The sequence below is a fragment of the Leptolyngbya sp. CALU 1928 genome, assembly GCF_056784215.1.
Genome location: NZ_JBXBCE010000018.1, coordinates 380880 through 393614, shown reverse-complemented (window position 1 = coordinate 393614; position 12735 = coordinate 380880). Strand labels below are relative to the sequence as shown.

Annotated in this window: 11 protein-coding genes and 1 pseudogene; 5 read left to right on the top strand and 7 right to left on the bottom strand. The window is 50.9% G+C overall.

Going from position 1 to position 12735, the window contains the following annotated elements:
• Positions 1-20: 20 nt before the first annotated feature.
• From AC1S5B_RS24560 to ruvB, 4 genes are all read right to left on the bottom strand, one after another.
• Positions 21-1673: a dipeptide ABC transporter ATP-binding protein gene (locus tag AC1S5B_RS24560; protein ID WP_482038288.1), complete on the bottom strand. Its 1653-nt coding sequence runs from the start codon at positions 1671-1673 to the stop codon at positions 21-23.
• A 161-nt stretch (positions 1674-1834) separates the two neighbouring features.
• Positions 1835-2860, bottom strand: coding sequence for an ABC transporter permease (locus AC1S5B_RS24555; RefSeq protein ID WP_482038287.1), 1026 nt, complete (start codon positions 2858-2860; stop codon positions 1835-1837).
• Positions 2861-2911: 51 nt separating this feature from the next.
• Entirely contained in the window at positions 2912-3766 is an 855-nt protein-coding gene (locus AC1S5B_RS24550) for a tetratricopeptide repeat protein (protein WP_482038286.1), read from the bottom strand.
• A 90-nt stretch (positions 3767-3856) separates the two neighbouring features.
• Positions 3857-4912 (bottom strand): Holliday junction branch migration DNA helicase RuvB, encoded by a 1056-nt coding sequence (gene ruvB, locus AC1S5B_RS24545; protein WP_482038285.1) that lies wholly within the window; start codon positions 4910-4912, stop codon positions 3857-3859.
• A 4-nt stretch (positions 4913-4916) separates the two neighbouring features.
• Here ruvB and petC point away from each other — a divergent pair, with 4 nt between their 5' ends.
• Both petC and petA read left to right on the top strand, forming a co-directional pair.
• The gene (gene petC, locus AC1S5B_RS24540) at positions 4917-5267 is read left to right on the top strand and encodes a cytochrome b6-f complex iron-sulfur subunit (RefSeq protein ID WP_482038284.1); all 351 of its coding nucleotides are present in this window, start codon (positions 4917-4919) and stop codon (positions 5265-5267) included.
• 172 nt (positions 5268-5439) lie between these two features.
• Positions 5440-6381, top strand: coding sequence for a cytochrome f (gene petA, locus AC1S5B_RS24535; protein ID WP_482038283.1), 942 nt, complete (start codon positions 5440-5442; stop codon positions 6379-6381).
• A gap of 225 nt (positions 6382-6606) precedes the next feature.
• Here the strand turns inward: petA and purH are convergent, their stop codons facing one another.
• Positions 6607-8181, bottom strand: a complete 1575-nt coding sequence (purH, locus tag AC1S5B_RS24530) for a bifunctional phosphoribosylaminoimidazolecarboxamide formyltransferase/IMP cyclohydrolase (protein WP_482038282.1) — start codon at positions 8179-8181, stop codon at positions 6607-6609.
• Positions 8182-8270: 89 nt separating this feature from the next.
• Positions 8271-8675 carry a hypothetical protein gene (locus tag AC1S5B_RS24525; protein ID WP_482038281.1) on the bottom strand — a complete coding sequence of 135 codons (405 nt, stop codon included), beginning with the start codon at positions 8673-8675 and terminating at the stop codon, positions 8271-8273.
• Positions 8676-8981: 306 nt separating this feature from the next.
• Here AC1S5B_RS24525 and AC1S5B_RS24520 point away from each other — a divergent pair.
• A pseudogene (locus AC1S5B_RS24520) lies at positions 8982-9281 on the top strand (ISNCY-like element ISAtsp9 family transposase); the annotation flags it as partial.
• A 26-nt stretch (positions 9282-9307) separates the two neighbouring features.
• Here AC1S5B_RS24520 and AC1S5B_RS24515 read toward each other — a convergent pair.
• Positions 9308-9769 (bottom strand): phosphate-starvation-inducible PsiE family protein, encoded by a 462-nt coding sequence (locus tag AC1S5B_RS24515; protein WP_482038280.1) that lies wholly within the window; start codon positions 9767-9769, stop codon positions 9308-9310.
• Between the two features lie 174 nt (positions 9770-9943).
• On the opposite strand from AC1S5B_RS24515, the gene AC1S5B_RS24510 reads away from it, so the two are divergent.
• Positions 9944-10432 (top strand): DUF4079 domain-containing protein, encoded by a 489-nt coding sequence (locus AC1S5B_RS24510; RefSeq protein WP_482038279.1) that lies wholly within the window; start codon positions 9944-9946, stop codon positions 10430-10432.
• An 87-nt stretch (positions 10433-10519) separates the two neighbouring features.
• Positions 10520-12721, top strand: a complete 2202-nt coding sequence (locus tag AC1S5B_RS24505; RefSeq protein WP_482038278.1) for a ComEC/Rec2 family competence protein — start codon at positions 10520-10522, stop codon at positions 12719-12721.
• The last annotated feature ends 14 nt before the right edge of the window (positions 12722-12735 follow it).

The window sequence follows — 12735 nt, the reverse complement described above, 5'->3', positions numbered from 1 at the left end:
CAAAGATTCGACTTTCGACTTTATCCTTTTTTTAACAGAGGTGCTGCTTGCAACAAGGTTTGGGTATAAAGATGCTGAGGGTTGGAGAAGATGTCATGGGTTTGCCCAATTTCAACGATTTTTCCAGCTTGCATCACGGCAATGCGATCGCAAAAATAGCGTGCCACCCAGAGATCGTGCGTAATAAAGAGATAGGTCAGGTCAAAGTCTTGCTTGAGTTCTTGCATCAAGTCCAACACTTGCGCCTGCACGGTAGCATCCAGCATACTCACGGGTTCATCGCAAATCACAAGTTGGGGACGAGTGATGAGGGCGCGGGCGATCGCCACGCGCTGCTGTTGCCCCCCGGAAAGCTCCGATGGATAGCAGGAGTAGTAGGCAGTTGCAGGAGTTAATTGCACCCGCTCTAGCATCTCTAGCACCGCTTTTTTGGCGGCGATCGGGGTGGCTAACTGATGAATCAATAGCGGGTCGGCAATGCTTTGTCCCACCGTCATCTTCGGATTGAGGCAAGCACGCGGATCTTGAAAGACCATTTGCATCTGTCGCCGCTGCTGCTGCATATTTGTACGATTCAAGTCAGGCAAATTGCGTCCTAAAAACTCAACTCGTCCAGAGCTAGGGCGCACAAGCTGCAAAATTGTCCGAGATAGGGTGCTTTTGCCACAGCCCGATTCGCCTACTAATCCTAAGGTTTCGCCGGGATAAATCTCCAGGGTAATGTCATCTACGGCTTTCAAGGTTTGCTCTTGACCAGACAATCGGGCAAACAAATTGGATTCTAGACTGTAGTGTTTCTTGAGATTTTGAAGACGAAGAAGTGGGGGAGAGGAGTGAAGGGGAGAATGGGAAACAGGGTTGATCGCTTGCACATGCAGGGCTGCTTGCAACAGCGATCGCGTGTAGTCATGTTGAGGATGGGTGAGGATGGATTGGGTGTCGCCTGTTTCAACAAATTTGCCCCTGTGCATGACGGCAATGCGATCGCAGTATTCCCCAACTAGGGCTAAATCGTGGGAAATCAGCAGCAGCGCCATATCTCGCTCACGGCACAGGCGCGTTAGCTCCTGCAATATTTGAGCCGATACCGTCACATCCAAGCTTGTAGTGGGTTCATCTGCCACAATTAGTTTGGGATTCAGCAGCAGTGCCAAGGCGATCGCTACTCGCTGCCGCATTCCGCCGCTGAATTCATGGGGATATTGCGCCCAGCGATTGGCAGGAATTTTCACTGCTTCGAGCACGGCGATCGCTCGATCTTTTGCCTGCGATCGCGATAAGTTTGGCTGGTGAGCTTGCAGGGTTTCTACACAGTGATCGCCAATCGTCATCAGCGCATCTAGCCGCGTCATTGGGTCTTGAAACACCAGCGCCACAGACTCACCTCGAAAGCGCCGTAATGCTGCGGGCGCAAGATCTAACACCGATTGTCCGGCAAACTGAATACTGCCTTGGGTCACGCTTCCCGCTGGCAGCAACCGCAGCAATGCGCGTCCTAAAGTGGATTTGCCGCAGCCCGATTCGCCCACCAACCCCAAGCGATCGCCTGCTCGCAACGCAAAGGAGACTTCATCGACTGACCAAATCGGCTGTTTTTTCCCATCGCCCAATTGCCCTTGCCGAGTGGGATAGGCAATGCTCAATTGGTCAACCTGAAGTAATGCGTCAGTCATATCGATAATTTAAATTTAGTGGGTGAGTGGGAGGTATGGCGTTGGTATTAGCCCTTGACATTGGGTGCTGCTATCAGCATACGAGCATTCAGTTTTTAAAACTGAGCCACTTTATTCGTTGCCTGATGTTCTCATCGCCCTTTTCTCGTTGACCCTTGCTCTTAATAGCGAATTCTGGGGTCGATATAGGCGTTGATGATGTCGGTGAGGATGCTGGACAGGGCGACGATCGCGGCGAAGAACACTACGATTCCTTGAACCGTGGGGTAATCTCGCTGGGCGATCGCACGATACAGCCGATTGGCTAGCCCAGGCCACGAGAACGTGACTTCTGTGAGAATTGCGCCGCCTAACAAGGCTGAAATGGTGAGTCCCAAAATGGTAATCACGGGAATCAGCGCATTTTTAAACGCGTGGGAGACTAAAATGCGAGATTCCGAAATGCCTCTCGCTCTGGCGGCTTCAATATAGTCAGCCTTGAGGGTTTGCTGCAAATTCACCCGCACAATCCGTTCAAAAATGCCGCTAATCAAAATCCCCAGGGTGAAACAGGGCAAAGCCAGATAATAGAGCGCCGTGAAAAACTGACTGAGATTCGCGTGAAGCAAGCTATCCAAAAGGTACAAGCCCGTAGGGCCATCGGGTGCGGCAATCGTTACCGGAAAGCGAGTGCCCAAGGGAAACCAGTTAAGCTGCACGGCAAAGATCAATTGCAGCAGCATTCCTAGCCAAAACATGGGAACAGAATAGGTGAGAATGCCAAACAGTCTGCCCCCCAAGTCTAGGGAGGTATTGGGGCGGGACGCGGTAATTATGCCAACGGAAACGCCCACCATAAGGGCGATCGCTAAGCTACACAGCGCTAATTCTACGGTTGCCGGGAAAAACTTTTGGATAATTTCCCACACAGATTGCCCTTGAGTGGTGAGGGAGTTGCCTAAATCTAGGCGCAGCAAAGATCCCATGTAACCCAAATATTGCATCCATAAAGGCTGTCCTAAACCTAGCTGCTGCCGCAGTTCATCTTTAGCGGTTTGGGGTGCCCGTGGTCCCAATAACGCGTCTACTGGATCGCCTGGGGTGGCTCTCATCAGCAAAAATACCAAAGTCGCAATCAGCCACAGCATCAATGGAGCCAGCAGCAAGCGAGTCAAAATGTAGTAGCGCAGGGAGCTAGAGCGAGACATAGATTAGAGTTTGGGTTGGGAAGCTAAGGGGATACTTTACCGCACTCCGTACTAACTAGATTTGAGCGTCAAGAACTTTTCCATAGCGGCAATCATTTGGGGAGGCCAGCGGCGGGTTTTGGTCAGCCATTCGATATTTTTGTAGCGCGAATCGACTCCCACAGCGGCGACCCATTCGCTTTCGGCTTCTCCCTGTCTGCCCTGTGCCCACAATGCGGCGGTTAAGGCAGCGCGCATATCGGCAAATTTGGGATATTTACGAACTAGGTTTCGCATGGTGCGAATGGCTTCATCGGTTTGCTCGGTTTGGTAGAGCGCCAGTGCATAGTTGGCACGGGCAAAAGCATAGTCTGGAGCTAAATCGCACGCTTGTTTAAAGTCAGCGATCGCGGTTTCCCACTGTCCTAATCCTGCTTCGGCATTGCCGCGATTGTTAAACGCCAGCGGATCTTTTGGGTCTAGTTCCAGCACATGATTATAGTCGGCGATCGCTTGCTCCCACTTGCCCAACCCTTCCAGCGCTGCCCCCCGATTTAGGTACGGATCGGGTGAATCGGGTGCCAGTTCAATCGATTTATTGTAGTCCGAGATCGCGCCTTCCAGCTTGTTTTGGCTCACTCGTGCATTGCCTCGATTGCTCCAAACGGCGGGATTTTGGGGAAAGCGATCCAGCATTTGCGTCCAGTAGGTTTCTGCCGTAGCAAAATCGCCCTGATTGGTGGCATCCAGCGCCTTTTGGTACAAAGCATCCAAATCTTGCAGCAAATCTAATGCAGAAGGCTCCACAATTTTGGAGGGTGCGGGAGATGTCAGAGAATCCTGGGGCGCAGCGATCGCAGAGGGGACTAACCCAACCGTCATCACAACAATCAGTAGGCTAAAAAAAGCGGCAAGAAGGCGAATCATAGGGTTTCAGGTTTCAGGTTTCGGGTTTCGGGTTTTGGGTTTCGGGTTTCAGGCAATGTTCTTTCTGACCCCTGATACCTGCCTCCTAGTTTAAAGGATTGAAAGCTGGGCATCGGGAGGAGTATAGCCAAGGTGTTTCCAGGCGGCGGCGGTGGCGATGCGTCCGCGAGGGGTGCGGTTGAGGTAACCAATTTGCAGTAGATAGGGTTCATAGACTTCTTCGATCGTTTGGGCATCTTCACCCGTGGCAGCGGCGATCGTTTCTAAGCCAACGGGACCACCGTTGAAGTTTTCAATCATCACGGTTAGCAGGCGGCGATCGGTCCAATCTAAGCCGAGGGGATCGATGTTGTAGCGTTCTAGGGCTTCAGCAGCGATCGCTTCGGTTAGGTCGCCCAACTCTTTTACCTGCACATAGTCCCGCACCCGTTTGAGTAAGCGATTGGCAATGCGAGGGGTGCCGCGCGATCGCCGAGCAATTTCGGTTGCGCCCTCATCAGTCACCGACATCTTCAAAATACCTGCTGTTCGCAGCACGATTTGCAGCAGTTCATCCAGTTCGTAAAAGCGCAGTCGTTGAATTAACCCAAAGCGATCGCGCAGGGGTGAAGTGAGTGCGCCAACGCGGGTAGTAGCCCCAACCAGGGTGAAGTGTTTTAGTGGAATGGAGCGTGTCCGGGCGCTAGACCCCTTGCCCAAAGTTACATCCAGCCGAAAATCTTCCATTGCCGCATAGAGAATTTCCTCCGTTACTTTGGGCAACCGATGAATTTCGTCAATAAACAGCACATCTCCTGGCTGCAAGCCCAAGAGCAATCCCGCAATATCTCGCGGACGCTCTAAGGCAGGAGCCGTCGTCATCTTGCAGCCCACGCCCATCTCTTCTGCCAAAATTAGGGAGAGCGTTGTTTTTCCTAAACCAGGCGGTCCGTACAACAGCAGATGATCCAGGGTTTCCTTGCGGGCTTTGGCAGCCTGGATGGCAATATCCAACACCTCCTTCAAATCTTTTTGCCCAATGTATTCCGACAAACGGCGAGGACGCAGACGTTCTTCCTGCTGACTACGCTCCTCTAGTTTCGCCTCCGGTTCCAAAAGCGGCTCTTTAGCAGTACTGGAATGCGCCGCTAAAGATGCCTTGGGCAATGAAGTGGTAGTAACCGATTTTCTAGCAAGCCATAATCCGGGTGATCATGTGTTGGCTCAAGGGCTTAAAGGTGACCCAACCTATGTGATTGTGCAAGAAGACAAATCGATCGCGAGCTTTGGTTTGAATGCCATTTGCACTCACTTGGGTTGCGTGGTTCCTTGGAACCCCAACGAAAACAAGTTTATGTGTCCCTGTCACGGGTCTCAATACAACAGTGAAGGAAAAGTAGTGCGTGGTCCAGCCCCCCTCTCTTTGGCACTCGTTCACGCTGCTGTTGACGAAGATAAGATTGCGTTCACCCCTTGGACTGAAACCGATTTTCGGACGGATGAAGATCCCTGGTGGGCATAAAACGGTGAGTGGGCTTAGATAGTCTGAGCCACAACTTTGAGCCGTAACCGTTGCTTTTTAACTACAACCCGCTAAACCTTTTGGTGAAGCCGCCATTCTGCCGATTCCCCTGCTAACGCTGATAAATATGAGAACTCGTTTTTTTACTAACACTCGTCTGCTTGGAACTAATTTGCTAAGACGATCTTCCTTGGTGGCGATCGCGGCGATTACCATCTTCTTAACAAGCAGTCTGGCTCTTCCTCAAACTGCCGCCGCCTACCCTGTGTATGCCCAACAAGGGTACGAAAATCCTCGTGAAGCGACCGGGCGCATTGTGTGTGCCAACTGCCACTTAGCCCAAAAGCCAACTGAAGTAGAGATTCCCCAATCGGTTAAACCTGACACGGTGTTTAAGGCGATCGTCAAAATTCCCTACGACACCACCGTTCAACAAGTCGTTGCAGGTGGAGAAAAAGGTCCGCTTAACGTCGGTGCCGTGCTGATGTTGCCGGAAGGGTTTACCCTGGCACCGGAAGATCGCATTCCTGAAGATCTTAAAGAAGAAGTGCAGGATGTTTACTTCCAGCCTTATAGCGACACTCGGCAAAATATGATTGTGGTGGGTCCTCTACCCGGTGAGCAATATCAGGAAATTGTGTTTCCTATCCTGTCACCCAATCCTAACCAAGATAAATCAATCCACTTTGGCAAGTATTCTGTGCATGTGGGCGGCAATCGCGGTCGTGGACAGATTTACCCTACAGGTGAAAAGAGCAACAATGCAGTTTACAACGCTTCTTTGGCTGGCAAAATTACTCAAGTTGCCAAGGCAGAAGATGGTGGCTATGCCGTGACGATTAAGGCTGCTGATGGCAAGTCTGCTGTAGATATGATTCCTGCGGGACCTGAATTGCTGATTGCTGAAGGGCAAGAGGTTGCTTCGGGCGATGCCTTGACTGGTAACCCCAACGTCGGCGGTTTTGGTCAAGTGGATGCCGAGATTGTTCTACAAGATCCAAATCGCATTCTTGGATTACTGGCATTCTTTGCGATTGTTACTGTCACTCAAATCATGCTGGTCTTGAAGAAGAAGCAAGTGGAACGAGTGCAAGAGGCTGAAATGGAATTCTGATTTTCCAGTCTCTTTGAATAGCTATAAAACAGGGGATCTGATATCAGATCCCCTGTTTTATAGTTTCCCTTTTAAATGAAAATGATGGCGCGATCGCTGGATACAATCAATCCGCGATCGCCCTTGTAGTTCAAGCTCTTAGAAGAGCATAGGCTTTACCCACTTTGGAACTTCAGCAGGCAGAGCCGTAAGCAAAAAAGGCCATAAAACCTGAAACCCGTTCAATCAGTGCAAAAAGTGGCGAGTTCCGGTGAGCATCATGACGATGCCCAGTTCATTGGCAGCGGCGATCGAATCTTGATCGCGCAGGCTGCCGCCCGGTTGGACGATCGCCTGAATCCCTGCCGCCGCCGCCGTGCGGACGGAATCATCAAATGGGAAAAACCCATCGCTGGCAAGTATGGCGGCTTGCGTCTTTTCGCCTGCTTGCTCTAAGGCAATTTTAACCGAGCCGACCCGGTTCATTTGTCCCGCGCCGACTCCCACTGTGGCGCGATCGCGCGTGACCACGATCGCGTTTGATTTTACATGTTTGCAAATCTTCCAGGCAAACAGCAGTTCTTCTAACTGGGCAGCAGTGGGCTGTTTTTCCGTTGCAACCGTCCAGGTTTCAGGATCAACTGTCTGGTTGTCACTGGATTGAGCCAAAAAACCACCTGCGATCGCTTTCACTACATAGTCTGCACCCTGCGCCAAATCGGGCAACACCAACACCCGCACCTTAGACTTCGCCGCCAAAATCTCCTGTGCCTCCGGTTCACAGCCAGGAGCCACTACACATTCCAAAAAGGTTTTGGTCAACAACAGCGCCGTCGCGCCATCAATCGGACGGTTCAATGCAACAATACCGCCAAACGCGGAAACCGAATCCGCATTAAATGCCTTTTCGTAAGCTTCCGCGATCGTATGCCCCAAAGCCGCCCCACAGGGATTTGTATGTTTCAAAATAGCGGCAGCAGGAAGACTTTGCGACTCTATAAACTCAGCAATCAATCGCCGTGCCGCTTCCAAATCAACTAGGTTGTTATAGCTCAGTTCTTTGCCTTGTAGTTTGGTCGCCGCTGCCCAACCGCTGGCGATCGCCCCAGTTTGATACCAGGCAGCCGATTGATGAGGATTTTCACCGTAGCGGAGGGACTGAAGCGCCTGTCCAGTAAGGGTGAAATTGGAGGAAAGATCGGGTGCTGGCAGTTGCTCACCAAGATCGACGGGGGTCTGGGCTGCAAGGTAAGTGGAAATTGCCTGGTCATAGTCGCCTGTATGCTGAAATGCCTGTAGCGCAGCCTTTTGACGAAACTCTAATGACACTTCACCCTTATTTTGGCGAATTTCTTGTAAATAGAGATCATATTGGCTGGGGTTACAAAGAACGGTCAGATGGGCGTAGTTTTTTGCCGAAGCTCTGAGCATTGCTGGACCGCCAATATCAATTTGCTCGATCGCCTCTGCCAATGACACATCAGGACGGGCGATCGTCGCGGCAAACGGATATAAATTCACCACCACCAGATCAATCGGTCGAATCCCTTGGGCTTCCAGGTCTGATAGATCGGCTGGCACATCCCGCCGCGCTAGAATGCCGCCATGAATGCGAGGATGCAAGGTTTTGACCCGTCCGCCCAAAATTTCAGGGGAACCCGTGTAATCCGACACTTTCGTCACGGGTAACCCTGCTGCTTGCAAAGTTTTTGCCGTGCCGCCACTGCTGATCAGATCAAACCTAAATTCTTCCACCAGAGAACGGGCAAACTCTACCAACCCCGTTTTATCTGATACGCTCAGCAGCGCTAGACGTGTCATGCTCAAAACTCCCACTCAATCTTTCCCTTGAGTGTAGCTGAGAGCGTGTCTGGGTTTAAAGACAGGTTTCGGGTTTCAGGTTTTAGGAGTTATTTCTGTTCCATTTGGCGTTTCATTTGGTCGCGGGCGGTCTGCAAAATAGTGAGGAGTTCTGCTTTCTGTTGATTATCGAGCCGCAGAAAGGTAGAAAATTGCTGGCGTAAGGTTTCAGCACGGGCGGCATCAGGGCGTTTCAGCTTGGTTGGATCAAGCCCACTTGAAATGATGGATTCTAGTTGGTCAAAGGCAAAGTCACTAATGGTTGAGAGGGCTTTTTGCTGCTGAGTGTTCAACCGAATAGTGTTTCCCAGATCACTCATTTCAGAGGATTTGCTCGCTTCAGGAGTGGGGACGGAAATCGGCTGAGCGATCGCGCCCACACTAGACAGACAGCAGAGTCCAGCAGCGATCGCGCTAGCAGAACCAGAGATAACCACAGAGGCTTTTAGTTTCATCGTTTGGAGATAATGAAGATTGGGACGACTGGAGCATAACGAATAGAGCTTGACTACATCTCAAAGGAGCAGATCAACCTAAGATGCATTGTACCCACTGTCTGGCATTGCGGAACCCTAGGGGGAATGATGTGAGTAGATGTGAGCGCTCGCTATCTCTTTCTCTGCAATAAGTCAGTAAGAAATTACGCAAGTCAAGTGGAATTTTCACAATAGGAAAAAACTGTTCAAGCACCTTGAATATCGGCACTGTAAGGACATTTGAGAAGTTCAGCCTCATTGAGTGCGCGGGGACTGTTTGACACAATTGTGAGTTCTTTTCGCCAAGTGCTGTCAGCGCTACCGGACAAGTCCACTGGCAAAAATACCCGCTACGGGATGGAAGATGCAGCCTTGAGCGCGTTTAGCGTGTTCTTCACCCAGACCCCGTCATTTCTGGCGTACCAGTGCATGATGGAAGCCAACAAAGGGTACAGCAATGCCCAAAGCCTGTTTAGGGTTCACAAGATCCCCAGCGACAACCAGATTCGGGATGTGCTCAACGCTGTAAAACCAGAGCAGGTGTTTGCTGTCTTCGACAAAATCTTGCAAGTGTTGGAACAGCAAGCTGTTGGGTGCTTTGCGAAGTGCCTCTAATTGCGGTTGGCATTGCGAAGAATCCAATAGCTGATTGCTAAAGCCAAAATTGCAGATGCCAAAGCAATCAGATCAATACCTGCTGTTTTCTCTAAATCCAAAATGATGATTTTACGAGATACCGCAATCAAGGAAGTTACGATCACTAATTCTGATTGAATGGTATGGCTTTTTAAATAAGCCGTGATATTTTCAAGAATTTCTAAAGCAATTAAGACGTTTAAAAACAAGCCAAAAACCTTGGTTAGGGTGGTGCTAAAACGTCCAAAGGGTGTCGTTGCGAATAAATCAGTGGCAAGAAAAACCATTAGGTCGAGAATTGCTGCAATCACAACCAAAACCATCGCAACCGACAAAATTTTAGCGACGACTCCTTCAAATTCCTCAATGGTTTCTACAAATGCTTCGTTTTGAAATCCATCTTTTAAGCGTTTCGTAAATCGTTGCAAAAATCGCATGATAATCTCTGTAGGCACATGAAGCGAGAATACTCAATTCATTGTCTGGGCGCAATTAATTGTTGTGATGGTAACAATTGGTATTCAACTATCCCTCACACTAGAGATCGTTAGCGTGTTTAAGCGTAATATTTTCAAATTCCGATCCTTCTGCAAATTAGACTCTGTAAAACTATGACTCTGGGAACCAGTTTAAGTAATCTACTACAGCCGATCGCCGATTGGTTTGGCAGTTTGGGCGTGCCTGAGCCGATTGTGCATTGGGGGCATCCTGCCATGATGGGCATTGTAGTGGTGGTTTTGGGTAGCTATGTTGCCTATGCGGGTTGGCAAGGGCGACTGACTGACGACAAAGACATTGCCCTAAAAAATCGCGCGGATCATCGCAAACTAGCGCCGCTAATGACCTTGTTTATTACGTTGGGCTACACGGGCGGTATTTTGTCTCTTGTGATGCAGGGAGAACCGATTATGGAAAGCCCTCATTTTTGGACAGGCTCCGCAGCCGTGTTACTACTCTGGAGCAACGGGCTAATTTCCCTCTCTGGTTTTGGCGGCGATAAACCAGCGCTGCGAATGACCCATGCTTATATTGGCACCTTGATTATGGTGCTGCTGGTTGTTCATGCTGCCTTTGGCTTGAAGCTCGGACTCTCAATTTGATTTTCTCAATTTAATTGTGTCGATGGGCACTCTAACGAGAACCTCAGGGATTGGCTTGAGGTTTTTTGTTGCGCTTAAGGTGCGTTTATGGGTTCTGTTCAGGCGATTGCGGGGTGTTTGGCATACATTTTAGGATTACTCGCGACGGCGCATCCTTGGGGCGGATGGGTGCTGTTGATCGGGTTCATTGGCGCAGGTTGGATGATTCGCCGAGTTTGGCGAGGGGCACCCAAATTTCAAGTGTGGCTGATGGCAGGGGCGATCGCCCTCGCGGCGACGTTCTATTTTCAAGCCCGGATTCCTTATCCGGCAGCCAATGACATCAGCCGACTTGCCACACCCGACTCGTCGCTCAATGTGCTGGTGGAAGGACGAGTCACCAGTCTACCGCGCCTCACCCGCAGCCAAAAATCGCAGTTTTGGTTAGAGGTAAAACGCATCGTCCCGATTGGCGACGGCAAACCCGTCAGCGGTAGGCTCTATGTCACCGTGCCGCCTGACCAGGCACTAGACCTGCATCCGGGGCAAATCGTTGGCGTAGATGGGGCGCTCTACTTGCCTAAACCTGCTGCAAATCCTGGCGGTTTTGACTTTAAGGATTATTTGCAGCAAGAGGGCAGCTTTGCGGGATTGCGCGGCAAACAGGTGAGTGTGTTAAAACCTGCGACAGGCTGGGGCTTGTGGCAAGTGCAGCAGCGAATTGCGCGATCGCAACTTTCAGGGGCTGGCAATCCTGAAGGCGCGTTGATTAGCTCAATGGTGTTGGGCAGTAAAGCGGTGGATCTGCCCTACGACGTGAAGGATGCCTTTGTGCGCGTCGGTCTTGCTCATGCGTTAGCGGCATCTGGGTTTCAAACCTCGCTGATTTTGGGTGTGGTGCTAGCGTTGACTCACCGATATTCTGAACGGGTACAGTTTGTGGCAGGAACGGTTTCCCTTGCCAGTTTTGTCGGGCTGGCAGGATTGCAGCCTGCGGTGTTACGGGCGGCGATCATGGGGTTCGGCAGTTTAATTGCGCTGGTGATGGGTCGGAAAGTGAAGCCAGTGGGTTCTATGCTGCTGACGGCAACGCTTTTGCTGGTGATCAATCCCCAATGGATTTGGAATTTGGGCTTTCAACTGAGTTTTCTCGCCACGCTGGGATTGTTGGTGACCGTGCCGCCCTTGACGAAAAAATTGGACTGGTTGCCTAGCGCGATCGCCCCTCTGATCGCCGTTCCCATTGCTGCCTATTTGTGGACGCTGCCGCTCCAGCTTGGGGCGTTTGGTGTACTCTCGCCTTACAGCATTCCGGTTAACATTCTCACATCCCCGTTTATTTCGCTGATTAGCTTAGGAGGCATGGTCAGTGCGCTGGCATCACTGGTTTGGTCACCCGCCGGAAGTGCGCTGGCGTGGCTGCTGAAATATCCCACTCAATGGTTAATCGCGATCGTCAATGGGTTTGCTCAACTTCCCGGCAACGGGTTCGCGGTAGGCACAATTTCGACGCTGACGGTGATTGGGCTGTATGCGCTGCTGGGATTGGCGACCGTGCATCCTTTTTGGCAGCGACGCTGGAGAATGGCACTGGCGCTGGGTGTATTTGTGACGCTAATTCCCCTAGGGATGGGAGCCAATCTGATGCAGGTGACGGTGCTGGCAACCGATCGCGATCCGGTGATGGTGATTCGCGATCGCGGTCGAATTGCAATTGTCAACAGCAATGATGAAAAAACGGTGCAATTTACAGTGCTGCCATTTCTGCAAAAAGCAGGCGTGAACCAAATTAACCTGGCGATCGCGCTCCGTGCCGCCGCTCCCATGAGTGGCTGGCAAACGCTAGTCGAAAAAATCCCGATCAAAACCTTGGTGGCATCCTCAACCCTGCCGCCCGGTCGCAACGCACCCTCCAAGCTATTGCCGTTCAATCAAGGGGTGCAGTTGGGCGCGATCCAGGTAAAAGTCCTTCAAGCAGAACCTAATCTAGTCGCTCAACTTACCCTTGGCGATCAAATCTGGCTTTGGCTGGGGAGTTTGAATATCAATGAACAGGAAGCCCTGCTTAAAACCAATGTCCCCGCTGCCCAAGTGATTCTTTGGTCAGGCGCGTCTCTCAGTCCGGCACTGATCGAAAAGGTGCGCCCCAAAGCCGCGATCGCTTTCGGTAAAAGCGTCTACCCAGAAACCATTGCCTACCTTAAACAGCAAAATATTCCCCTCTATCAAACCGATCAAGATGGCGGCGTTCAATGGACCCGCGATCGCGGCTTCCAAACCACCATCGACTCAAATGCACCGTCTTTATAACCATCGGTCAAGTT